The organism is Saccharopolyspora antimicrobica (assembly GCF_003635025.1).
Lineage (GTDB): Bacteria > Actinomycetota > Actinomycetes > Mycobacteriales > Pseudonocardiaceae > Saccharopolyspora > Saccharopolyspora antimicrobica.
In genome coordinates this window covers 1,498,576-1,521,480 of the sequence record NZ_RBXX01000002.1, presented here as the reverse complement: position 1 = coordinate 1,521,480, position 22,905 = coordinate 1,498,576, and the positions used below count along the sequence as shown (strand labels likewise).

General features: G+C 71.6%; 19 protein-coding genes and 2 tRNA genes. 15 read left to right on the top strand and 6 right to left on the bottom strand.

The features are described 5' to 3' along the window. The first annotated feature begins 86 nt into the window (after positions 1-86). The gene (locus ATL45_RS07640; protein WP_093153121.1) at positions 87-773 is read left to right on the top strand and encodes a ferritin-like fold-containing protein; all 687 of its coding nucleotides are present in this window, start codon (positions 87-89) and stop codon (positions 771-773) included. A 233-nt stretch (positions 774-1,006) separates the two neighbouring features. Next, complete coding sequence (locus ATL45_RS07635; protein WP_093153123.1) at positions 1,007-1,234, top strand: DUF3107 domain-containing protein; 228 nt, start codon at positions 1,007-1,009, stop codon at positions 1,232-1,234. A gap of 95 nt (positions 1,235-1,329) precedes the next feature. Here the strand turns inward: ATL45_RS07635 and ATL45_RS07630 are convergent, their stop codons facing one another. After that, complete coding sequence (locus tag ATL45_RS07630; protein ID WP_093153125.1) at positions 1,330-1,638, bottom strand: DUF4873 domain-containing protein; 309 nt, start codon at positions 1,636-1,638, stop codon at positions 1,330-1,332. Further along, a complete protein-coding gene (locus tag ATL45_RS07625) occupies positions 1,631-2,374 on the bottom strand; it encodes a TetR/AcrR family transcriptional regulator (RefSeq protein ID WP_093153128.1) in 744 nt (247 codons plus the stop codon). Before ATL45_RS07625 ends, ATL45_RS07630 begins: the two co-directional genes overlap by 8 nt. 64 nt (positions 2,375-2,438) lie before the next feature. On the opposite strand from ATL45_RS07625, the gene ATL45_RS07620 reads away from it, so the two are divergent. Next, a complete protein-coding gene (locus ATL45_RS07620) occupies positions 2,439-3,338 on the top strand; it encodes an AurF N-oxygenase family protein (protein WP_093153131.1) in 900 nt (299 codons plus the stop codon). Continuing rightward, positions 3,335-4,249, top strand: a complete 915-nt coding sequence (locus tag ATL45_RS07615) for an alpha/beta fold hydrolase (RefSeq protein ID WP_093153133.1) — start codon at positions 3,335-3,337, stop codon at positions 4,247-4,249. The genes ATL45_RS07620 and ATL45_RS07615 overlap by 4 nt, the downstream gene beginning before the upstream one ends. 184 nt (positions 4,250-4,433) lie before the next feature. On the opposite strand, the gene ATL45_RS07610 is transcribed toward ATL45_RS07615, so the two are convergent. Continuing rightward, positions 4,434-5,054 carry a TetR/AcrR family transcriptional regulator gene (locus ATL45_RS07610; protein ID WP_093153135.1) on the bottom strand — a complete coding sequence of 207 codons (621 nt, stop codon included), beginning with the start codon at positions 5,052-5,054 and terminating at the stop codon, positions 4,434-4,436. Positions 5,055-5,182: 128 nt separating this feature from the next. Here ATL45_RS07610 and ATL45_RS07605 point away from each other — a divergent pair, with 128 nt between their 5' ends. The 8 genes from ATL45_RS07605 (at position 5,183) to ATL45_RS07570 (ending at position 13,181) form a co-directional block, all read left to right on the top strand. Further along, on the top strand, positions 5,183-6,202 hold the full coding sequence (locus tag ATL45_RS07605) for an alpha/beta fold hydrolase (protein ID WP_246025213.1): 1,020 nt from the start codon (positions 5,183-5,185) through the stop codon (positions 6,200-6,202). A 97-nt stretch (positions 6,203-6,299) separates the two neighbouring features. Then, positions 6,300-7,355, top strand: coding sequence for a DUF3152 domain-containing protein (locus tag ATL45_RS07600; RefSeq protein WP_246025212.1), 1,056 nt, complete (start codon positions 6,300-6,302; stop codon positions 7,353-7,355). Positions 7,356-7,576: 221 nt separating this feature from the next. Next, positions 7,577-8,749 (top strand): adenylyltransferase/sulfurtransferase MoeZ, encoded by a 1,173-nt coding sequence (gene moeZ / locus ATL45_RS07595; RefSeq protein ID WP_093153143.1) that lies wholly within the window; start codon positions 7,577-7,579, stop codon positions 8,747-8,749. A 124-nt stretch (positions 8,750-8,873) separates the two neighbouring features. Beyond that, positions 8,874-9,671, top strand: a complete 798-nt coding sequence (locus ATL45_RS07590) for a TIGR02569 family protein (protein WP_093153146.1) — start codon at positions 8,874-8,876, stop codon at positions 9,669-9,671. Between the two features lie 48 nt (positions 9,672-9,719). Further along, positions 9,720-10,556, top strand: coding sequence for a uroporphyrinogen-III synthase (locus tag ATL45_RS07585; protein WP_246025211.1), 837 nt, complete (start codon positions 9,720-9,722; stop codon positions 10,554-10,556). Positions 10,557-10,678: 122 nt separating this feature from the next. Next, positions 10,679-10,750: transfer RNA gene (locus ATL45_RS07580), tRNA-Pro, on the top strand. A gap of 23 nt (positions 10,751-10,773) precedes the next feature. Beyond that, a tRNA-OTHER gene (locus ATL45_RS07575) sits at positions 10,774-10,844 on the top strand. Positions 10,845-10,874: 30 nt separating this feature from the next. After that, positions 10,875-13,181, top strand: coding sequence for a hypothetical protein (locus ATL45_RS07570; protein WP_093153151.1), 2,307 nt, complete (start codon positions 10,875-10,877; stop codon positions 13,179-13,181). Here ATL45_RS07570 and ATL45_RS07565 read toward each other — a convergent pair. Further along, on the bottom strand, positions 13,178-13,495 hold the full coding sequence (locus ATL45_RS07565; RefSeq protein ID WP_093153153.1) for an MGMT family protein: 318 nt from the start codon (positions 13,493-13,495) through the stop codon (positions 13,178-13,180). The genes ATL45_RS07570 and ATL45_RS07565 overlap by 4 nt on opposite strands. A 90-nt stretch (positions 13,496-13,585) precedes the next feature. Further along, entirely contained in the window at positions 13,586-14,572 is a 987-nt protein-coding gene (locus tag ATL45_RS07560) for a chitinase (protein WP_093153508.1), read from the bottom strand. A gap of 362 nt (positions 14,573-14,934) precedes the next feature. Between ATL45_RS07560 and ATL45_RS07555 the strand changes: the two genes are divergently transcribed. From ATL45_RS07555 to ATL45_RS07545, 3 genes are all read left to right on the top strand, one after another. After that, on the top strand, positions 14,935-18,105 hold the full coding sequence (locus ATL45_RS07555; RefSeq protein WP_093153156.1) for an ATP-dependent helicase: 3,171 nt from the start codon (positions 14,935-14,937) through the stop codon (positions 18,103-18,105). Beyond that, on the top strand, positions 18,102-21,365 hold the full coding sequence (locus tag ATL45_RS07550; RefSeq protein ID WP_246025210.1) for an ATP-dependent helicase: 3,264 nt from the start codon (positions 18,102-18,104) through the stop codon (positions 21,363-21,365). Before ATL45_RS07555 ends, ATL45_RS07550 begins: the two co-directional genes overlap by 4 nt. 70 nt (positions 21,366-21,435) lie before the next feature. Continuing rightward, the gene (locus tag ATL45_RS07545) at positions 21,436-22,044 is read left to right on the top strand and encodes a hypothetical protein (protein ID WP_170210194.1); all 609 of its coding nucleotides are present in this window, start codon (positions 21,436-21,438) and stop codon (positions 22,042-22,044) included. 208 nt (positions 22,045-22,252) lie between these two features. On the opposite strand, the gene ATL45_RS07540 is transcribed toward ATL45_RS07545, so the two are convergent. Beyond that, positions 22,253-22,804, bottom strand: a complete 552-nt coding sequence (locus ATL45_RS07540; protein ID WP_093153161.1) for a hypothetical protein — start codon at positions 22,802-22,804, stop codon at positions 22,253-22,255. Positions 22,805-22,905 lie beyond the last annotated feature (101 nt).

Sequence of the window (22,905 nt, the reverse complement as noted above, 5' to 3'; positions counted from 1 at the left end):
CCTCCGATGCCCGAGGATACCTGTTCGCCCGCCGTTCTCGCCGTGGTGCGCGTAACTCGGGCGTGCCGCCGGTTAGGCTCGCAGGCATGAGTGAGGCTGACCAGAGCACGGCGCTGCCCGGAGAAAGTGACGAGCGTTACTCGGAAGGTGTCGTGGATCTGCTGGCGGCGCTGGCCTACGGCGAGCTGACCGCGTTCGACCGCCTCGCCGAGGACGCGCGCACCGCCCCGACGCTGACCGGGCGCGCGGCGCTGGCCAGCATGGCGGCCGCGGAGATGGGGCACTACCGGCTGCTGGAGGAGCACCTGGCGGGCCGCGGGGTGTCGATCGGCGAGGTCATGGAGCCCTTCGCCGAGCCGTTCGAGGCGTTCAACGCCTCCACCGCGCCGCACTCGTGGCTGGAATCACTCGTCAAGGCCTACGTGGGCGACGGCCTGGCGGCCGATTTCTACCGCGAGGTGGCGGAGTGGCTGGACCCGACGACGCGCGAGCTGGTGCTCGCGGTCCTGGCCGACACCGGGCACTCGGCCTTCGCCGAGCGCGAGGTGCAGGCGGCCTGCGAGAACGACCGCAAGCTGCGCGACAAGCTGACGCTGTGGGGCCGCAGGCTGCTGGGTGAGGCGATCATGCAGGCGCAGCGGGTGGTGGCCGAGCGCGACGCGCTGGCGGAGCTGATCATCAAGGGCTCGGGTGACCTGACCGGCATCGGTGCGCTCTTCCGCCGCCTGCAGAGCAACCACGGCAAGCGCATGGACCGCCTCGGCCTCGGCTGACCTTGAATTCTTCCGAACTCGTTCTGCGTGGCGGTGCGGGTAGCGGAACCTCAGCGCCCGCCTGGACTCCGGGTGCGGTCTGAGCGCGTCGATCGTCGCGGCTGCGGTCACCGGACGGCGGTTGTGGCGTTCGGTGGAATAGCCGCGCTACCGGCTTCGTTGCCCGGAGGTGGTGCGGGCAGTGGGATAGCCTGATCGCACCTATCGGAATCTAGTGCCAACGGAGGTTCGGCGTGGAGGTCAAGATCGGCGTCGTGGACAGCCCGCGCGAGCTGACGGTCGCCAGCGGTCAGTCCCCCGAAGAGGTCGAGTCGCTGGTCGCCGACGCGCTGAAGAACGCTGAGGGCGTGCTGGCGCTGACCGACGAGAAGGGTCGGCGCATCATCGTCCCGTCGACGAAGGTCGCCTACGTCGAGATCGGCCCGGCGGAGCTGCCGCGAGTCGGCTTCGGCGTCGGCTGATCGATCCGCCGTCCGCGGCGGAACATCGGTTCTCACCGGTGAGGGGCACCCGTGACCAGGAGTCGCGGGTGCCCCTCACTGCTTTGCGCGGAGCCTCAGTCGGTCACGTCGGTCGGGATCGGGAACGGCGGTCGCCCGGTGCCGGTGATGCGGTAGCGGCCCCACGGGTCGGGGTCGGAGAGGACGCCCTGCGCTTCTCCCTCCGGGGTGCTCAGCAGCACGGGCGTCTTGCGGTTCGCGGCGAACTCGGCGACCTCGTCGTGCGCGGCCAGCCGGCCGTACCAGTGGAACCGGCCGTCGATCGGCTGGAAGTGGCCGCGCAGCACCACCTCGACCGGGACCTCGCGGTCGTCGGTGCGCACCGTCGCCGGGCCGCGGTAGTCGTCCTCGTCGTGGTCAGCCATGCTCGGCCTCCTGCTCCTCTGCTTCCGCGACCACGCGCAGTCCCTGGTCGCTGATCTCGAGCGGTTCGTCGGGGTCGATCACCAGCCCGGCCGAGCGCAGCACGCCGTCGATCGCGTGCCAGATGATCTGCGCCAGGTAGTCGGTGAGATCGCTGCGGCTCATCGACTGCCGGTCCAGCCACCAGTCGCCGCTGGCCTGCACCATCCCCACCACGCCGTGGCTCCAGACCTCGACGCCGCCAGAGTCCAGGCCCAGCAGCCGCAGGTACTCGCCGAGGATGCGCGACAGCGAGTTGGCGATCACCGTCTTCTCCGCCGAGACCGGATCGCTGTGCACCGGCCGGTCGGCGAAGTTGCGCTGCACGACGAACCGGTACAGCTCCGGGTACTGCTCGATGGTGCCCAGGTAGGCGTCGAGCAGGCGGCGGATCCGCTGGTTGGGGCTGCCGTTCTCGTGGAACAGCGGGCGCAGCCGCTGCATGAGCAGTTCCGCGCCCCACTCGCCGACGGCGACGTACAGGTCGCTCTTGTCGTTGAAGTGCCGGTAGAGCACCGGTTTGCTGACGCCGGCCTCGGCGGCGATGTCGTCCATGCCGACGTCGGCGCCGTGCTTGCCGATCGCGCGCACCGTGGCCTCGACGAACTCGGCGCGCCTGGCCTGGCGGTGTTCCCGCCAGCGCTCCCGGCGCGCATCGCCGCGCTGGACAGCCTTGACAGGTCGAGAGGTGTGGCTCACGCTACCCAAGGTAACTGTTACCTGAAGTAACACGCAACGTGGCGGCGGAGAGGGTGATCACCGGATGAGCAGGGCCTTGCAGGTCAACGACCGGGAGAAGACAGCCGGCAGACTGCTGAACTCGTCCGCCCGGAACAGCTACGACCCCGAAGTGGACGTGGACTGGGACGCGCCGCTGGCCGAGGGCAAGCCGTTCATCCCGTTCCACCGGAGCTCGCTCTACGGCACGCCGCTCTGGGACCGGTTGAGCGACGAGCAGCGCATCGAGCTCACCAAGCACGAGTTCGCCAGCATCGCCTCCAACGGCCTGTGGTTCGAGGTCCTGCTGATGCAGATGCTGCTCAAGGAGTTCTACGACTCCGACCCGCGCACCAACCACGCCCAGTACGCGCTGACCGAGGTGGCCGACGAGTGCCGCCACTCCACGATGTTCGCCAAGGCCGTCGACCGGGTCGGGGCGCCCGCCTACGGGCCGCTGCCGCTGCTCAAGCTCGGCGGCCGGATCCTGCCCGCGACCCTGCGCGGGCCGTCTGCGTACGCGTCCATCCTGGTCGCCGAGGAGATCCTGGACCGCTACCAGCGGGACCAGATGAACGACCCGGAGGTCCAGCCGCTGGTGCGCATGATCAACCGCATCCACGTGCTGGAGGAGGCCCGGCACGTGACCTTCGCGCGCGAGGAGGTGGTGCGCCGGATGGCCGAGTGCAACGCCGCGGAGCGCGCCTACCACCAGTTCTGGACCGCGCTGGTGTCCTACGCGATCTGCTTCAGCCTGATCAACCCGCACGTCTACAAGGCGGTCGGGATCCGGCCGCGCGACGGCCTCGAAGCGGCCTGGCGGAACCCGAACTGGCGGGACACCCTGCACTGGGGCGGCGAGAAGATCATGTCGTTCCTGGACGAGGCCGGGCTGGTCGGCAAACCGGGCATGTACTGGTGGAAGAAGGCTTACCTGATCCGATGACGGGAGCGAACTTGCAGACCACGACCGCCGACGAGTTCACCACCAGCGACGGCGCCCGGCTGCGCGTCGTCGACGAAGGACCGGCCGACGCGCCCGTCACCGTCGTGCTCGTGCACGGCTGGACGCTGACCAAGCACCTCTGGGACCGGGTGGTGGCCGGCCTGCCTGCGGCGTCCGGCGTGGAGGTGCGCACGATCCGGTACGACCTGCGCGGCCACGGCGAGAGCGATCCGGCGCAGCCGGGCAGCGCCAGCATCCGGCGCTGCGCGGACGACCTCGCGGAGCTGATCGCGGAGCGCGTTCCGGTCGGCCCGGTGGTGCTGGCCGGGCACTCGATGGGCGGCATGACGATCATGGCGCTGGCCGAGCGGCACCCGGAGCTGGTCCGGCAGCGCGTCGCCGGAGTGGCCCTGGTGGCGACCTCCAGCGGCGACCTGGCGGCACCCACCCTCGGCCTGCCCGCACCGGTCGCGGCGCTGGCCAACCGGGGCGAGCGGGTGGTGCGCAAGCGGCTCGCGGCGGCTCGCGGGAAGCGGTTGAGCCCGCAGTCGTCCTGGATGCGGCCGGGCATGCGCTGGCTGCTGTTCGGGACCGGGCCGGAGGCCCGCGACGTGGCCGTCACCGCGGACTGGGTGGCGGCGTGCCACCCGGCGAACATGGCCGCCTACCGCGAAGCGCTGATCGATCACGACCGGCTCGACGCGCTGGCCGTGCTGCGGGACATCCCGACCGTGGTGCTCTCGGGGCTCGCCGATCGCCTCACGCCGCACACCCACTCCCGCCGCATCGCCGAGGCGCTCCCGGAGGCGAAGCTGCTGATCTACGCGGGAGCGGGCCACATGCTCCCGCTGGAGCGGACGGCGGAGGTCACCGACCGCATCGCCGAACTGGTCGCCAAAGCCGCCCGCTGACCGGGGCACGCGATTTCAATTGAAATCAGATGTCCAATTTCAATTGAAATCGCGCGAAACCGACGCTCCGTTGGCGTGTCGATGCCCGACACGCCAACGGGGCGCGCAACTTCCATTGAAATCGGACGTTCGACTTCAATTGAAATCGCGGAGGTCTCGCCCGACGGCGACGGACTCCGGTGGGTCAGGGGTTCTGCAGCGGGAAGCCCGCGAGGCCCTTCCAGGCGAGCGTGGACATCAGCCCGACCGCCTCTTCGAGGGCGATCGTCCCGCGCTCGTCCAGCCAGTAGCGCGCGGTCACCTGGCTCAGGCCGACCAGGCCGACGGCCAGCAGGCGGGCGCGCTCGGCGTCCAGCCCGGCATCCGCCGTCACCGCCTCGGTGATCGCGTCGATGCACCCGTCCAGGGCATCTTCCACGGCCTTCTCCACGGCGGGCTCGCCGCGCAGATCGGACTCGAACACCAGCCGGAACGCCTGGCCCTCGCCCGCGACGAACTCGTAGAGCGCACCGATCGCCGCCCGCACCCGCTGCTTGTTGTCCGAAGTGGAGGCGATCGCCTCCCGGACGCGGCGCACCAGCTCGTTGCCGTGCGTCTCCAGCAGCGCCAGGTACAGCTCCAGCTTGCCGGGGAAGTGCTGGTAGAGGACGGGCTTGCTGACCCCCGCGCGCTCCGCGATGTCGTCCATCGCCGCCGCGTGGTAGCCGTTGTGCACGAACACGTGCTGTGCAGCTTCGAGCAGCTGCGCCCGGCGTGCGTCGCGGGGCAACCGGACACCTCGGCTCGGTTGCGCGGTCTCGGTCATCCTCGCCTCCACCCGGTTCCTTCCCAACGCTCACGGCGGTCTCCGCGACCTCCGGTGCGGCCTGACTCTACTCGCCGGTAGTGGTAGGTAGCGAAATCCGGTGGTGGCAGGGCCATCATGCTGTAGCTGTGACCACGACGACGTCTGCCGTTGCGCACCCCGGACGAGACCGGCTGGGCCGGCGGGAGCTGACGCGGGTGCCGCTGGTGGTCGACGGCGTTGCGCCGGTCGACCTCACCGCCAAGCCACCGCCCGGTCGGCACCTCGAAGTCGCCACGGGCCAGGGCCCGGTGCGCCTGCACGTGCGGGAGACGCCCGGGCCGTCGGCGAGCACCGAGACCGCGGTCCACCTGCACGGGCTGGCCGGTTCGTCGACGAACTGGACCGACCTCGCCGCGGTGCTGGCGCCCCGGTTGCGCAGCATCGCCGTCGACCTGCCCGGGTTCGGCCGCACCGAACCGCCGCCCGGCTTCGCCTGCACCCGCCGCGCCAACGCCGAAGTGGTGATCGGTCTGCTGGCGCAGCTGCCCGGACCGGTGCACCTGACCGGCAACTCCTTCGGCGCGGCGGTGGCGATCGAGGTGGCGGTGCAGCGCCCGGACCTGGTCGCCACGCTCACGCTGATCTCCCCGGCGATGCCCGATCTGCGGCTGGACCCGCGACGGCTCTCCGACCCGCGGATCGCGCTGGCGATGCTCCCGGTTCTCGGGACCAGGGCCCGCAGGCAGCTGGCCACCACGACCCCGGCCGAGCGGACCGAGCAGCTGATGCGGTTGTGCTTCGCCGACCCGGGCGTGGTGCCGGAGCACCGCTTCGCCGAGGCGGTCGCGGAGTTCGAGGAGCGCGACGGGCTGCCCTGGGCCGGCCCGGCGCTGGGGCGGACCACGATGGAGCTGGTGCGCTCCTGGCTGGTGCCGCCCGCGCGCTCGCTGTGGCGGCTGCTCCCGGAGATCAGCGCGCCGACGCTCGTCGTGTGGGGCGCGCAGGACCGGGTCGTCTCGGTGCGCAAAGCGCCGCGCACCGCGCTGCTGGTGCCGCGCGGGAAGTTGCTCGTGCTGCCACGAACAGGTCATGTCGCGCAGATGGAACGGCCACGGATAGTCGCGCGGGCGGTGCTCGGCCTGGCCGGATCCGAAGATCTGTGGTGATCGGACTGGGCCCGCCCGGGACGGCGCCACCGGCCCGGCCACCCGCAGTGGCCGGTGTGACCTGGGGTGCCGGATGGGCTGTGGCACGCTAGTGTGCGTGACCCGCCCGCCGCAGCGACCTCGTAACTCCGCGAACGACCGCCGACCGGCAGGTCGTACCACGGCGCGAGTAGGGGCGGAAGAGCACCGCGGGGAGCCGCTGGCGGCGTCCTGGAACCCCACCGCCGAACCCGAGGACCTCGACGAGGCGGAGGACTTCGAGGACGACGAGCCGCGCCCGCGCCGCAAGCGACCGGGCGTGATGTCCCGGTACGGCTGGCGGATCTACGCGGTCCCGCTGCTGGTCGTGATCAGCGCGCTCGCGGTGTTCCAGACCGTCCGGCCCACCGACGGCGGTGCCAGCACCGAACAGCAGGCGGCGGGCGAATCGGAGCTCCCGGAGCAGCCGGTCGTCACCGAAGTCCCCGGGCAGCAGTTCGGCCCGGAGCTGTTCTCCGCGGACCTGCCGCCCGAGGGCGGCGAGATCCCGGAGACCGGCGCGCGCACCTTCCGGGTGCTGCCCGGCACCTCGGAGGTGGTCGGCACCGGGCGGCTGTACCGCTACACCGTCGAGATCGAGGTCGGCGTCGAGATCGCCGACCCGAACGCCGAGTTCGGCAACCTGGTGCAGACGACGCTGTCCGACCCGCGCAGCTGGACCAACCCGCAGGGGGCCACCAGCTCCGGGCCGATCTCGCTGCAGCGGGTGGACGCGGGCGGCGAGAGCCCGGACTTCCGGGTGATCCTGGTCAGCCAGCAGACCGCGCGCGAAGCCTGCGACTACAGCAACGGCGTGCCCTACGACAGCTCGTGCCGCAAGGGCGAGATGGTGTACCTGAACGCGGCCCGCTGGGTGCGCGGCGCGGTGTCGTTCGAGGGCGACATGGGCAGCTACCGGCGCTACGCGATCAACCACGAGGTCGGGCACGTCTTCGGCAACAAGCACGTGGGCTGCCCGACGCAGGGCGGGCTCGCGCCGGTGATGATGCAGCAGACCTTCAGCGTCTCGAACAACGAGCTGCACGAGCTGAACAAGATCGCCGACCAGGGCACCCAGATCCCGGCGGACGGGTTCGTCTGCAAGCCCAACGCGTGGCCCTTCCCGATCCCGTAGTCGGTTCCAGGTGGCGGAACCGCGGAGGAACGAGGGGCCGACGGGTTGTTGCGGTCGGGTTTCGTCCCGGAGTGTGGGAGTAGTTTGGGTTGCGGAAGAGCATCGGGGAGTCTTGCGTTGCAGATTCCGTGAGACCCCGTTCGGGCGCTCTCCGGGGACGCCTGAGGTGCCGCTGACGTGCTCGCGCGCTGGTGGCGCCGACCATTGAGGAGGAGCTGGGAATGTCCGGCGCAACGTCGCTGCCGCCGCTGGTCGAACCGGCGGCTGAGCTGACCAAGGAAGAGGTCGCGCGCTACAGCCGCCACCTGATCATCCCGGACGTCGGGATGGACGGGCAGAAGCGGTTGAAGAACGCCAAGGTGCTGGTGGTCGGCGCCGGCGGCCTGGGCAGCCCGGCGCTGCTGTACCTGGCCGCGGCCGGGGTGGGCACGCTCGGCATCGTGGAGTTCGACGAGGTCGACGAGTCCAACCTGCACCGCCAGGTCATCCACGGGCAGTCCGACCTCGGCCGGCCCAAGGCGGAATCGGCCCGCGATTCGATCGCCGAGGTCAACCCGTACGTCAAGGTGGTCCTGCACCAGACGCACCTGAGCTCGGACAACGCGCTCGACATCTTCCGCGACTACGACCTGATCCTGGACGGCACGGACAACTTCGCCACCCGGTACCTGGTCAACGACGCGGCGGTGCTGCTCGGCAAGCCGTACGTGTGGGGCTCGATCTTCCGCTTCGAGGGCCAGGCCAGCGTGTTCTGGGACCAGCACGGCCCGAACTACCGCGACCTGTACCCGGAGCCGCCGCCGCCCGGCATGGTGCCCTCCTGCGCCGAGGGCGGCGTCCTCGGCGTGCTGTGCGCCTCCATCGGCTCGATCATGGTCAACGAGGCGATCAAGCTGATCACCGGCATCGGCGAGACGCTGCTCGGCCGGCTGATGATCTACGACGCGCTGGAGATGAGCTACCGCACCGTCAAGATCCGCAAGGACCCGAACGCCACGCCGATCACCGAGCTGATCGACTACGAGGCGTTCTGCGGCGTGGTCTCCTCCGACGCCCAGGAAGCGGCGGCGAAGAGCACGATCACCCCCGGCGAGCTCAAGGAGATGTTCGACAGCGGCGAGAAGTTCGAGCTGATCGACGTCCGGGAGCCGCACGAGTACGAGATCGTCAAGATCGAGGGCTCGAAGCTGATCCCGAAGGACCGCATCCTCTCCGGTGAGGCGCTGTCGGAGCTGCCGCAGGACCGCAAGATCGTCCTGCACTGCAAGTCCGGCGCGCGCTCGGCGGAGACCCTCGCGGCCCTGCACAAGGCGGGTTTCGCGGACGCGGTGCACGTCGGTGGCGGAGTCCTCGGCTGGGCGAAGGAAGTCGACCCGAGCCTCCCGACCTACTGATCCGTGCGCAACGGGCCGGTGGGTGCTTCGGCACCCGCCGGCCCGTTGCCGTTCGAAGTGATGTGTTCGCGGGCTTCGGAGTGCCTGCTGCGGATTCGGCGATCATCGATGTAGCGTCTGGCGCGTGAGTCCTACGCCGGAGCCGCCACCGCCGCACGTGCGCGCGGCATTCGGCGCGCGCGTCGAAGATCCTGAGCCGCTGGAGGGCGCGGTCGCCTGGCGGTGCGGGGACATCGTGCTGAAGCCCGCCGCGAACACCGCCGAAGCCGCCTGGGTCGCGCAGACCCTCGACCTGCTCGAACCGGACGAGGTGCGGGTCTCCCGCCCGGTCCGGTCCACCGATGGCCGCTGGGTGGTGTCGGGCTGGTCGGCCAGCCGGAACATCGCCGGCCGGGCCGAGCCGCGGCACGACGACGTGGTGGCCATGTCGCTGCGCCTGCACTCGGCCAGCCGCTTCCTGGCCCGGCCGCGCTTCCTGCAGGCTCGCCAGGACATCTACGCGCTGGCCGACCGGATGGCCTGGGGCGAGGAGGAGTACGCGCTGCCGGAGGAGAAGGGCGGGCGCCTCTACGACGTGCTCACCGGCTCGCGGCGCGAGGTCCAGCTGGGACCGCAGGTGGTGCACGGCGACCTGTTCGGCAACGTGCTGTTCACCGACGACGCGGCGCCCGGCATCATCGACTTCAACCCGTACTGGCGGCCCGCGGAGTGGGCGGCGGCGGTCGTGGTGATCGACGCGCTGGCTTGGGGCGGTGCGGATGCGGCGATCGTGGAGCGCTGGTCGCACCTGTCCGACTGGCCGCAGGCGCTGCTGCGCGCCCTGCTGTTCCGGCTGGCGGTGCACGCCCTGCACCCGCGTTCCTCCACCCAGACCCTCACCGGCCTCGAACGCGCCTCCCAGATGGTCCTCGAAGTTCTCTGAATCCCGATGCCCTTCACCGGGGTCGTCGCGTGGTGTGAGGATGGGGTCGTGGACGAGGAGCAGCCGCTGCGCGGTTTCACGGTGGGTGTGACGGCCGAGCGCAAGGCCGAGGAGATCGGGGCGTTGCTCGCTCGGCGGGGTGCGCGGGTGGTGTTCGGTGCGGCCATGCACACCGTGCCGTTGCCGGAGGACGGTGAGCTCGCCGCGGCCACCGCGGAAGTGCTCGCCGCGCCGGTCGACCACGTCGTGGCCATCACCGGGATCGGATTCCGGGGCTGGTTCGAGGCCGCCGAGCACGCTGGTGCCGGTGAGCGGTTGCGGGAGCACCTGAGCTCGGCCGAGGTGGCGGCTCGGGGTGCGAAGGCGCGTGGCGCGGTGCGGGGCGCTGGGCTCGTGGAGTCCTTCACGTCGCCTTCGGAGGAGTCCGCGGAGGTGCTCGCACACCTGCTGGAGCGGGACCTCGCCGGGAAGCGGGTCGTGCTGCAGGTGCACGGAGACCCGATGCTGGAGTTCCGCCGCGCCTTGCGCGACGCCGGTGCCGAGGTGGTGCCGGTGACGGTGTACCGCTGGACGGATCCGGTCGATCTGGGTGCGCTGGACGGGCTGATCGACGCGGTGCTGCGCGGCGAGGTGGACGCACTGCCGTTCACCAGCGCGCCCGCCGCCACCAACTTCCTCGCGCGCGCGGATCGCACCGGGCGGGGTGAGCGATTGCGGGAAGTGCTGCGGGACAAGGTCTTCATCGCGTGCGTCGGGCCGGTCACCGCCGCGCCGATCGCCGCCGCCGGGCTGCCGTACGCCATGCCGGAGCGTTCTCGCACCGCGGCCCTGGTGCGCTTGGTCGCCGACGAACTGCCGGGACGTCAGCAGTCCGAAGTGGACTGATTTGCGGGAGTGCGATTCCCGGGTGCGGTGGATTCGAAGTTCCCTGAATTGTGGGTAATTCCATCGTGGTACTGAAAATCGTTTGTCCGCGCGGTGGTTCGCTCAATACAGTGGTGGCGCATCATGGAGTAGATCAGTGGTAGATCGCCCGGCTCGGGTCCGGGAGGGCGCGGGTTCGATTCCCGCCTCCATGTCGAAGCGGAACGCCGTTCCGCAACCTGGTGTAGCTCAGCGGCAGAGCACCCGGCTGTAACCGGGAGGGCGTGAGTTCGATCCTCACCGCCAGGTCTCGTCGTTCTTCCACGTCTGGGGTGAGTCATGTCCGAGCAGAACAGCGAGCGCGCCGCACCGGCGTACGCGGTGGCCCAGTGGACGGCCGCCCTGGAAGCCGCGCGGTCCGGTGACCACGCCGCGCTGGAGAAGGTCCGGCGCTGGGAGGACGTGCTGGCCGGAATGGCCGGTGGGCGGCTGCGGATCGGCTCACGCACGCCGGTCGCCGACACGCCTCCGTGGGTGACGCTCGAAGTGGCCCACGGCGGTTTCGCCACCGGGCGGTACCTGGCGGAGGCACCGCTGTCCGACGCCGAGCAGGAGCGCTTGGTCGCGCTGCCGGACGACGTACCGGGCGAGACCGACCGGGAGCGGCTCAACCTCTGGTACCTCGGTGACACCGGCCGGGCGGAACTCCTCGCCGCCGTGCGCAGCGGGACCTGCCGGATCGACGTGCCGGAGGAATCGGCGCTGGCAGTCGCGGCCCTGCTGCTGGATCGGGGCTTCGCAGCGCAAGCGCTGGACCTCGTCGCCGAGCTTCGGCCGCTGATGCACCGGCTGCGCTTCACACCGCGGTTCGAGTCCGTGCCGCAGCCGTCCGGTGCGGCGGTGCGACTGGCTCCGGTGGGCGAGGTGGCGGCCTCGCTGCGCCGGGTCCGGGTGCCGGCGCAGCTGGCCGCGATGCGCGAGACGCTGGAGGTGTGGAACCCGCTCCACGACCGGCTCGTCGAGCTGTGGTGCAGCACGGTCGACGGTGCGCTGCCGCACCTGGACGAAGAGCGGAACGAGGTGCGCGGCGGGTGGCCGTGCCGCCGGTGGCCGGATGACTGGGTGCAGGCGCGGATCCGGTGGCTCGACGACTACACGCGGACCTGCCGCGAGCACGCGCCGTCCGGTCGGCACGCCCACCCGAAGAGCAACTTCGCCAGGCTGCGCGCCGCTCTGCTGGCCTGCCCGGTGGACAGCGCGGAGCTCTCCGGGCGGGAGGTCGGCTGGATTCGCCGCGCGCTCGCCAACACCACGACCAGGCACGGTGCGCCGAACGGGGAGCTTCGCGCTTCGATCCGCGCGGCGCAGGCCGAGTCGATCGCTGCTCCCACGCACGCCTCGATCGCGGAACTGGTGGCCGCGCGGCTGGACCACTACCCGGCCGACGGAGGTGTGCCGTCGCTGGAGCCGATCGCGGCGGCAGTGTCCGAAGAGGACGGTGCGGGCGGCGTTCCGGTCGGCACCGCGATTCCGGAGCACCTGGTCGACAAGGTGGCCCGTGCGCTGGAAGCACCGGTCGACGAGCTGGTGCGCCGCGGCGTGATCACCTCGGGCGAGGTGCTCGCACGCGTGCTGCCGCAGCTCACCGCCCGGTTCGCTTCGGCGGGCTTGGACGACCCGGTGCTGGCCGGGGTGCACGAGCAGACCTACACCGCGTTCCGGCGCCGTCGCAGCCTGCTGCTGCTCAACCTGGAGCAACAGGTGCGGTTCGACGAACTCCCGTGGGTGCGCGCGCTCGCGGTCTGCCGGTCGCCGCGGGTGGAGCGCTCGGTGGCCGCGCATCGCTCGCTGCAGCAGGCCGTGCTGCTCGCGATCACCTCGTTCCCGCAGGCCCTGCTGCCGAACCCGCTGGTCCGCGAGTTCGGTGCCATGTCCGTGCTGGCCGGGATCCGGATGCCGCTGGTGGAGGAAGTGGCGGCGGACATCTTCACGGGCACCTTCGTCATGAAGTGGCGGGATGCCGCGGTGCTGGCCAGCCGGGCGATGGCGGGCACGGTCTACGCGGCTTACTACGACCTGCCACCGGCGTGGCCGGAGGCTCGGCGAATCGGTACCAGGTGGGGACGGCGGACCGCCGACGACTTCACCGCGCTGTGCGCGGCGCGGGCCGAGGAAGCCGGTAGCGGCAGGGGGTTCATATCGCGCAACGGTGCGGTGCTGGAGCAGTCCCAGATCCTCACCACGCACAACCTCGCTGTCCTGGTGCACGAGCTGGGACTGGCGGAGCAGCTGCGCGAGCACGCGCCGGAGCTGGTCCGGCGGACGTTCGACTGGATCGTCGCCCGGCTCCGCCAGCAACCGGCGTCCGACCACCACGCCGCGCTGATCCAGGTGAAGAACGCTGCTTATGCGTGGCGGCAGGCGATCTTCTTACTCGGCTTCTGCGACCCGCGGGAACAGCGGGCCCGGCTGGGCGGGCTGGACGAGGCGGTTCGCGGCGCGGGCCTCACCCGGTTCGCACCGGCAGTCGAGGGACTGGCGCACGTGCTCGGTGGAGGGAGGTTCGACGAGTCCGGCACGACACCGAACGGGGGCAGGCGCTTCCTCGGTTGGGCCAGGGGAAAGCACTGGTACTTCGGTGACTAGACCGCGGAGCCGGGGCGGGACTCTTCCTCGGGGATCCAGCGGTAGCGGCGCATGCTGACGCGGGCGCCGTCGGCGAGGACGCCTTCGGCGCGCAGCAGTTCCAGCTGGCGCTGCCGGAGGTGTTCGGCGACCGTGCCGTTGGAACGCAGAACCCGGTGCCACGGCAGATCGGCGCTGTCCTCGGCGAGGATGCGGCCCACGATGCGTGCCGAACGCAGCCCAGCGATCTCGGCGACGTCGCCGTAGGAGAGCACCGATCCGGGCGGGATCGAGGCCACGACCGCCCGCACCTGCTCCCAGGTCTCCTCGTTCACGCACCCGAAGCTACCGCACCACCGCGCACCGCTGCCGCGAGGCGAACGGTCCGCTCAGCGGCGGCCGTTCTCCTCGCGGCAGCCGGAGAATCAGCCCTGGAAGCCCGCGACGATCTTGGTGAACTCCCACTGCTGCTGGGGGATGCCGCTGCAGGAGTCCCCGCCGCTACCGCCCTCGCACTGGCGGTCGCGGTTCAGCGCCCAGAAGGTGAACCGGCCGAGGTTCTTCTCCTTGGCGTAGTCGGCCATCTTCTGGAAGTCGGCCGGGGTGACGACCTCGCCGACGTCGGTCTTGCCGTTCATCGAGGAGATGCCCGCGTGCGCGTAGGCCTCCGCGTCGCTGTAGCCGAAGGCGGCCTTGAGCCGCTCCTTCAGCGCTTCGGTGGAGGTGATGGTGTCGGCCGCCATGTCGGTGCCGCCGAAGTTGAACGGCATCTGCGTCCAGACGTCGACGTTCGCGCCGATCTCGGCGGCCTTGTCGATCAGCCGCTGGCCGTGCGCGTTCGGGCCGCTGATCAGGGTCGGGAAGGTGACCACGGTCTGCAGGCCGGGGTTGGCCTCCTTGACCGTCTTCAGCGCCTCCAGGACCCGGTCCTGTACCGCGGGCGTCTCGAACTCGGTCGCCTCGATGTCGATGTCGATGGCCTTCAGGTCGTAGGCGTCGATCAGCTTCTGGTAGGCGGCGGCCAGCGACTGCGCGTCCTGGCAGGCCTCGCCGAGCTTGTTGCCCGCCCAGCCGCCGATGGACGGGATGACGTCACCGCCGTTGGCGCGGACGTCCTCGATGACCGCCTTGTCCGGGCCGTCCAGCGGGCGGTTGCCGTCCCAGGTGGGGTTGCAGGTGCCGTCGGAGAGGATGAAGGCCAGCGTGAAGTCCTTGATGCCGGTGGCGCTCATCACCTCGCCGACCGCGGGCGGGTTGCCCCAGCCGTTGTAGAGGTAGGGCGAGGCGGCGACCGGAGCGGCGGCGTCGGCTCGGGCGTCGGTCGCTTCAGCGCTGAGCGCGGGAACAGCGCCGAGGGCCAGTGCTGCCGTGGCCGCAGCACAGGTAAGCAGGCTCTTGCGGACCTTGCTCACGGTTTCCTCCTTCGGGGGATCCATGCGTCTCGGGGGAGTGATTTCGCAGGTCACGGGCGGTCTTCCCGTGGTGATCCGGAACCTTGCCAGAGAAAAAAATTGGTTTGTACCACCAAAAGGCGGTCTTGAATTCACATTGAATCGGCGCTACTCGCGCGTGAAGATTCGGTGGAAATCAGTGGTGAAAGGCTTACCGCCGGTTACACGTGCGATGACCGCCCGGCGGTTCAACCCCGGCCCCGGGACCCCGGAACGGGGGACGCGCGAACCGGCGCGGCAGGGCTCCCACCTGCGAGCGAGATCGAAACGGCGAACCGCGAGCCCTTCGCGACCTTGTCGTTGACGCGTGGTTCCATCGACGGGTGCCTTCCCCGACCGCGCCCGTGCTCGTGCGCCGCGCCGAACCCGCTCGGCAGCGCGTCACGTGGGACGAAGCCGGGCAGCGGGCGCTGGCGCACTCCTTCGGCTTCCTGCGCGTGCTCGGCGGCCCGGGAACCGGCAAGAGCACCCTCATCGCCGAGCTGGCCGCCGACCGGATCCGCAACCGCGAGGTGTCGCCGGAGAACGTCCTGGTCCTGACCGCGAGCCGCCGCGCCGCGGCCTGGATGCGCACCGAGATCACCCGGCTGCTCACCGGCTCGTCGTCCGAGGTGCGCACCGCGCCCGAACCGCTGGTGCGGACCGTCCACTCCTACGCCTTCGCGGTGCTGCGGCTGCAAGCGGTGCGCGAGCAGCTACCGCCGCCGCAGCTGCTCAACGGTCCGGACCAGGACGCGCTGGTGCGCGATCTGCTGGCCGGTGACGTGGAGGTGGGCGCCGGTGACTGGCCGGAGCCGCTGCGCCCGGCGCTGACCGTTCCCGGCTTCGCCGAGGAACTGCGCGACCTGCTCCTGCGGGCCGCTGAGCGTGGCGTCGGCCCGGAGCGGCTGGCAGCGCTCGGCCGCCAGCACGGCCGTCCCGAGTGGATCGCCGCGGGCAAGTTCGCGCGGCAGTACGAGCAGGTCACGCTGCTGCGCGGTGCCGGTGGTTCGCAGGCTCCCGCGCTGGACGCCGCCGAGCTGGTCGGTTCGGCGCTGCTGGCCTTCGACACCGACCCGAAGCTGCTCGCCGCCGAGCAGGACCGGGTGCGCTACGTCTTCGTCGACGACGCGCAGCACCTGGACCCGCAGCAGTACTGGCTGATCAGGCGGCTCGGCGACACCGCGACCGAGTTCGTGCTGGCCGGTGACCCGGACCAGGCGGTGTACTCGTTCCGCGGTGCCGACCCGCGCTGCCTGCTGGACTCCGATCCGGACGGCAACAGCACCGAGGTGCTGACGGTCGACCACCGGATGTCCAAAGCGGTCCGCGAGGCCGTGCAGCGGCTGGCGGAGCGGCTGCCGGGTGCGGGCCCGCAGCGCCAGCTGGTCGAGCCCGAAGACGGCCGCGACGGATCGGTGCAGGTACGACTGCTGGCCACCGAGGCGCAGGAGGCGTCCTGGGTCGCCGACCAGCTGCGCCGCGCGCACCTGCTCGATGAGATCCCCTGGTCGGAGATGGCGGTCGTGGTGCGCTCGACCGGGCTCTCCCTGCCGGTGCTGCGCCGCGCCCTGCTCGCCGCAGGCGTGCCGATCGCGCTGCCCGTCGACGACATCCCGCTGGCGCAGCGCAACGCGGTCCGTCCGCTGTTGACGCTCTTGCGCTGCGCCGCGCGTCCACAGGCGCTCGACCCGGACGCTGCCGCTGAACTACTGGGTTCGCCGCTCGGCGGCGCCGACCCGCTGGCGCTGCGCCGACTGCGCCGAGGTCTCCGCCGCCTGGAGCTCGCCGCGGGCGGCGCTCGTGGCAGCGGTGAGCTGCTGGTGGAGGTGCTGCAGGACGACGACCGCCTCGCCGCGCTGGAGGACTCCGCCGCCGAACCCGCCCGCCGCCTCGCGGGCCTGCTGCGCAAGGCATCCGACTCGGTCGCCGCCGGGCACAGCGTGGAAGAAACGCTGTGGCGGGTCTGGAAGGCCAGCGGTCTGGAGAAGCGCTGGGTGGCGCAGACCGAACGGCACGGCACCGCCGGTGCTCAGGCCGACCGCGACCTCGACGCCATCGTGTCGCTCTTCGACGCGGCCGCCCAGTACGTCGACCGCCTGCCCGGCGCCGATGCCGCCGGTTTCGCCGATTACCTGACCAGCCAGCAGATCGCGGGCAGCTCGCTCGCGCCGACCGCGCCTCGCGACAACGCGGTCCGGGTGCTCACCGCGCACGCCGCCAGCGGCCAGGAGTGGGAAGTCGTGGCGATTCCCGGTGTGCAGGAGGGGATTTGGCCGGACCTCCGGTTGCGCGGATCGCTGCTCGGCGTGGAGCGCCTGGTGGACGTGCTGTCCGGGATGGACTCCGAGCGGGTGTCGGCCACCGCGCCGCTGCTGGCCGAAGAGCGCAGGCTGCTGCGGGTCGCCGCCAGCCGGGCGCGGCGGAACCTGCTGGTCAGCGCGGTGCGCGGTGAGGACGACCAGCCGTCGCGGTTCCTCGACGAGCTGGAGGGCGTGGACAGCGATCCCGACGTGGTGGAGCGGCCGATCGCGCGGCCGGAGCGCGGTCTGGCGCTGGCCGACCTGGTCGGCGAGCTGCGCCGGGTGGTGTGCGATTCGGCGTCCGAGCCGCGACGGCGCGAGCGGGCGGCGAAGCAGCTGGCGCGGCTGGCCGCGGCGAACGTGCCGGGGGCCAATCCCGACAGCTGGTACGGGCTGCCGGAGAGCTCGACGGACCAACCGCTGGTGACCGGCGACGAGCCGGTTCGCGTCTCACCATCCACAGTGGACATCCTGGCCACCTGCCCGCTGCGCTGGCTGGTGGAGCGGCACGGCGGTCAGGACACCGCCGAACTCGCCTCGATCACCGGAACCCTGGTGCACGCGCTCGTGCAGGCCGCCGCCGACGGCGCGGACACGACGCAGCTGCACAAGGCGCTCGACGACGCTTGGGAATCGGTGGACGCCGGTGCGCCGTGGTTCTCCCGCAAGGAGCGCAAGCGCGTGGAGCGCATGCTCGACGCCTTCGTGAACTGGCTGGTGCAGTCGCGCGCCGAGCTCACCCAGATCGGCGTGGAGAAGGACCTCGACGTCACCGTCCCGGCGCGCGAGGGCGGTCCGTGGCTGCGGCTGCGCGGCCGGGTCGACCGCCTGGAGGCCGACGCCGAAGGGCGTCCCGTCGTGGTCGACGTCAAGACCGGGAAGAACCCGGTCAGCAAGGGCGATGCCGAGGAGCACCCGCAGCTCGCGGTCTACCAGCTCGCGGCCGCGCTGGGCGCGTTCGGCGAGCACGACGGTCCGGGCGGAGCGCGGCTGCTGTACGTGGCGAAGTCCGACCGCAAGGGCGCGGCCACCGAGCGGACCCAGCAGGCGCTGGACGAGGACCGCATCAAGGTGTGGCTCGACGTGGTGCACACGGCGGCGGCCGACAGCCTCGGACCGGCCTACGTGGCCACCGAGAACTCCGACTGCTCCCGCTGCCCGGCGCGGACCTCCTGCCCGGTCCACCCGGCGGGAAGACAGGTCTCCCAGTGAGTGAGGCACGGCCGCTGGTCAGTCCGCACCGGATCGCCCAGGCGCTGGGACTGCACCCGCCGACCCCGGAGCAGGCCGCGGTCATCGCCGCACCCGCCGAGCCGGCGCTGGTCGTCGCGGGTGCGGGTGCGGGCAAGACCGAGACCATGGCCGCTCGCGTGGTCTGGCTGGTGGCCAACCAGCTGGTCACGCCGGAGCGCGTGCTCGGCCTGACCTTCACGCGGAAAGCCGCGCGCCAGCTCGCCGACCGGGTGCGCGCGCGGCTGCGCAGGCTCGCCGGATCGGGGCTGCTGGACGAGGTCGACCCGAGCGGGCAGCTGCGCTCCGCGGTGCTCACCGAGGACCCGACGGTGCTGACCTACCACGCCTACGCCGGGCGGATCGTCGGCGAGCACGGGCTGCGGGTGCCGGTCGAGCCGGGGGCGCGGCTGCTGTCGGAGACGGCGTCGTGGCAGCTCGCGCACCGCGTGGTCGCGACCTGGACCGAAGACCTCGACACCGACAAGGTGCCTGCCACGGTGACCGGCTACGTGCTGTCGCTGGCCGGGGAACTCGCCGAGCACCTGGTGCGCCCGGGCGATCTGCGCGACCACGCCGAGAGGCTCAGCGAGATCATCGAGAACGCGCCGCGGGCGAAGGGGCAGCGCGCGAACCTGCCGCAGGAGCTGGTGAAGGTCGTCGCCGCGCAGCAGCTGCGGATCGCGCTGCTGCCGCTGGTCGAGGAGTACGCGCAGAGCAAGCGGCGGGAAGGCGCGATGGACTTCGCCGACCAGATGTCGCTCGCCGCGCTGCTGGCCGCCGAACACCCCGAGGTCGTAGAGGGCGAACGGGCCCGGTACGGCGCGGTGCTGCTCGACGAGTACCAGGACACCGGGCACGCGCAGCGGGTGCTGCTGCGATCGCTGTTCGGCCAGGGCGACCCGCTGCCGGTCACCTCGGTGGGCGACCCGGCGCAGGCCATCTACGGCTGGCGCGGCGCGAGCGCGGCGAACCTGCCGCGCTTCACCACCGACTTCCCGCGCGCCGAGGACGGGCGGAAGCTTCCCGCGCGCCGGTACGGGCTGCTGACCAGCTTCCGGAATCCCGAGGAGGTCCTGAAGCTCGCCAACGCGGTGTCCGAACCGCTGCGCAGCACCGGCCTCGAAGTGGACGAGCTGCGCGCCAGGGAAGGCGCGGCGCCCGGCGACATCCGGCTGGCCCTGGCCGGCGACATCCGCGAGGAGCTCGACTGGCTCGCCGACCAGATCGCCGCGCGCTGGCACGCCGCGGTGGACGACGGGAACCAGCCGCCGACCACCGCGGTGCTCGTGCGCCGCCGCGCGGACATGGCGGACATCGCAGCCGTGCTGCGCGAGCGCGGATTGCCCGTGGAGGTCGTCGGTCTCGGCGGGCTCCTCGACGAGGCCGAAGTGCGCGATCTGGTCAGCGCCCTGCGCGTGCTGGTCGACCCGCTCGCCGGAACGGCGGCGATGCGGCTGCTCACCGGCTCGCGCTGGCGCATCGGCGCCGCCGACATCGCCGCGCTGTGGGAGCGGGCGCGCGAACTCGGCGCGCAGGCGTTCACCGAACCGGCTTCCGACGACCCGTCCGCAGTGGTCACCGCGGCGCTGCCGGGCGAGAACGCCGAGCAGGCCGGGCTGGTCGACGCGCTCGACGATCCCGGCAACGCCGCCCGCTACTCCGCAGCCGGCTACCAGCGGATCCGGCGGCTCGGCGGTGAACTCGCGAACCTTCGGCGACGCCTCGACCAGCCGCTCCCGGAACTGGTCGCCGACGTCGAGCGGACCCTGCTGCTGGACATCGAGAGCATCGCGCGAGCGGTGGGCCCGGGCCGGATCCACCTGGACGCCTTCGCTGACGTGGTCACCAGCTTCGCGCTGACCAGCCCCTCGGCCACCCTGCCAGCCCTGCTGGACTACCTGTCCGCCGCCGAGCGCGCCGAGGACGGCCTGGAGCCGGGTGAGGTCGAGGTCGCCGAAGACCGCGTCCAGGTCCTGACGGTGCACGCCGCCAAGGGCCTGGAGTGGCAGGTGGTGGCCGTCCCGCACCTGGTCAACGAGGTCTTCCCGGGCAAGCGCAAGTCGTCGTCCTGGCTGCGGTCGGTCACGGCGCTGCCCGCCGAGCTGCGCGGCGATGCCCAGGACCTGCCCCAGCTGGACCTCGGGCGGCTGTCCGGAATGGACCGCAAGGAGATCACCGAAGCCCTCGGCCTCCACGACGAGGAGTTCGAGGAGCGGCGGATCGCCGAGGAACGCCGGCTGCTCTACGTCGCCGTTACGCGCTCGGAGCGGACGTTGCTGCTCTCCGGGCACTGGTGGGGGGAGAACGGCGACCGGCCGAAGGGGCCGTCGGTGTTCCTCCAGGAACTGGCGGCGGTGCTGAATGATTCCGGAGTGGGCGTGCTCGACCGCCTGGCCCCGGAACCCGCCGAGGACGATTCGAACCCGCTGGCCGAGGCGGTGCGCACCGCGGAGTGGCCGGTCGATCCGCTGGGCCCGCGCCGCGCGGCGGTCACCGAGGGCGCGGAGATGGTGCGCGCAGCTCTGTCCGATGTGGACTCCATCGAGCCGGACGAGGAAGACGAGGACGGCTGGGCCCGCGACGTGGACGTGCTGCTGGCCGAGCGCGCGGCGGCGGCGCAGCGCCGCGAGCAGGTCCGGCTGCCGGACCACCTGTCGGTGAGCCAGCTTGTCGAACTCGCCGGGGACACCGACGGTCTGGCCCGGCGGCTGCGCCGCCCGCTGCCGTTCCCGCCGAACCCGATGACCCGGCGCGGCACCGCGTTCCACGCCTGGCTGGAGCACCGGTTCACCTCCTCGGCGCTGCTGGAGTACGACGAACTGCCCGGCGCGGCCGACGATTCCGCGCCGATGCAGGAGGATCTGGCCGAGCTGCAGGAGGCTTTCCTGGCCGGGGCGTGGGCCGATCGCACCCCGCACCGCGTCGAGGTGCCGTTCGAGACCCAAGTGGAGGGAGTCGTCCTGCGTGGCCGGATGGACGCGGTGTTCCGCGATCCCGACGGCGGCTGGACGGTGGTGGACTGGAAGACCGGCGCGGTCCCGGGCGGCGACCAGGTGCCCGCGCTGTCGGTGCAGCTGGCGGCCTACCGGCTGGCGTGGGCGGAACTGTCCCGCACCCCGCTGGAGAAGGTGCGCGCGGCGTTCCACTACGTCCGCCACGACCACACCCTGCGCCCGGCGGACCTGCTCGACGCCGACGGCATCCGCGAGCTCATCACCGCGGTGCCCGCTGCGGAGTGATCCAGCCGTCGTAACACGTTCGGGTGGCGGAGCTTGAGATGGCGCGGCGCGGCGGAACAGTATGCCCGCGATGAACACGCACTGGAAGCTCAGCGCCCCACCGGAATCCGAAGTGCACGTGGACGCCGACGTGCTCGCGATGCGCGCCCCGCTGGTGCGGGTGCACCGCGACAAGGCGGGCACCTGGTCCTTCGACGGCCCCGGCCAGTCCCCGCGCCCGTCGAAGAGGACGCTGCTCAGCGCCGTCGTCGGGGCCTGGCCGCACGTCGCCGCGCTGTCCGACCTGGGCATCGGCGCCGCGGCGGTGTGGTCGTGGAAGCAGCACGGTTGGGCGGGCGAGTCCGCGTGCGAGTGCGGTTCCTGCGACCAGCCGGTGGCCGCGGACATCGACCGCCACAGCTGGCCCGAAGAACTCCAGCCGCACACCATCCTGAGCGTCGAGCAGGCCGCGCTGTCCGGTCAGACCGCGCTCACCGACATCGTCTCCACGCCCGGCGGAGTCGCGCTCCTCGGCCCGGGCGAGCACCGCCGCACCGCGGACCTGATGACGCCGGTCGCCCTGGCCAACGTGATCCGCCGCTGGCCGCACACCATGCAGGCGCTGCGAATGCTGAAGGAGGGCCACGGCATGCGCTGGAGCGCCGAGGGCCTCAACTGGCACGAATACGCGTTGGCCTGAGGTTCGGGGCGCCGCCCCGGGGCCGGTGGTGATAGCGGGGGACCCGGCTAGCCGTGGGGTACGGGGCTGGGTTCGGGTTCAAAGCGGTGGGTGGTCGCCTCGGGTGGTGTAGCGATTTCAATTGAAATTGGATTTGTCGCGTTGTGGACGGAGCCTGCGGTGGGGCGAATCCAATTTCAACCGAAATCGCGGAGGTTCGGCACTGCCGTCACGGGTGTAGATCGGGTCGGGGTGAGGCGTTCTCGGTGAGCTGGGGGAGTTCGAGGAGCCGGGAGTAGAGGACCTCCAGGAGCCAGCGGCCGAAGAGGGACGAGCCGAACTCGGCCGTGCGGTCCTCCGGGGCGAGCACCAGCTCGGCCGGGCTCTCGGGTGCGGCGTTGACCACGCCCACGCCGTAGTAGTCGAGTTCGAGCATGCGCAGCGGGCGGTACGGCTGGTTCGACGGGAGGACCACCGCGCACGGCGCCAGCGTCAGCAGCGTTCCGCACGCGCGCAGCGCGAATCGCGGGTGGGCCACCGGGACCAGGGCGCCGAGCAGGTCCACTGCGGGCACCGGCACGTGGTCGTGCGTGCTGGGTTCGGACCAGGACCGGAACCAGGCGGGGTTGAGCTCGGGCGCCCAACCGTGGCGACTGCGCCACTGGTGGACGTCCTGGCGGATGCGCACCACGGCGGCGAACTTCGCGCCGAGGACCTCCACGTCCGGGATCAGCTGGCCGTCCCACCCCAGGGCGCGGGCCGCGTGCTGAAGCTGCTGCACTTCTGCATCGTAGAACGCCGACCCCCCGATTCGGGGACAGGTCTTCCGCTCGGCAGGAGAAGTTCTCGATCCCGCTCCCGGGGTGCCGGACCCCGGCCGGC

What these genes read in the sequence shown, in the direction of transcription:
- ATL45_RS07630 (WP_093153125.1), bottom strand. Translation starts at nt 1,638, where the DNA reads ATGGCTGACCACGACGAGGACGACTACCGCGGCCCGGCGACGGTGCGC.
- moeZ (WP_093153143.1), top strand. Translation starts at nt 7,577, where the DNA reads ATGTCCGGCGCAACGTCGCTGCCGCCGCTGGTCGAACCGGCGGCTGAG.
- ATL45_RS07640 (WP_093153121.1), top strand. Translation starts at nt 87, where the DNA reads ATGAGTGAGGCTGACCAGAGCACGGCGCTGCCCGGAGAAAGTGACGAG.
- ATL45_RS07570 (WP_093153151.1), top strand. Translation starts at nt 10,875, where the DNA reads ATGTCCGAGCAGAACAGCGAGCGCGCCGCACCGGCGTACGCGGTGGCC.
- ATL45_RS07545 (WP_170210194.1), top strand. Translation starts at nt 21,436, where the DNA reads ATGAACACGCACTGGAAGCTCAGCGCCCCACCGGAATCCGAAGTGCAC.
- ATL45_RS07610 (WP_093153135.1), bottom strand. Translation starts at nt 5,054, where the DNA reads ATGACCGAGACCGCGCAACCGAGCCGAGGTGTCCGGTTGCCCCGCGAC.
- ATL45_RS07620 (WP_093153131.1), top strand. Translation starts at nt 2,439, where the DNA reads ATGAGCAGGGCCTTGCAGGTCAACGACCGGGAGAAGACAGCCGGCAGA.
- ATL45_RS07615 (WP_093153133.1), top strand. Translation starts at nt 3,335, where the DNA reads ATGACGGGAGCGAACTTGCAGACCACGACCGCCGACGAGTTCACCACC.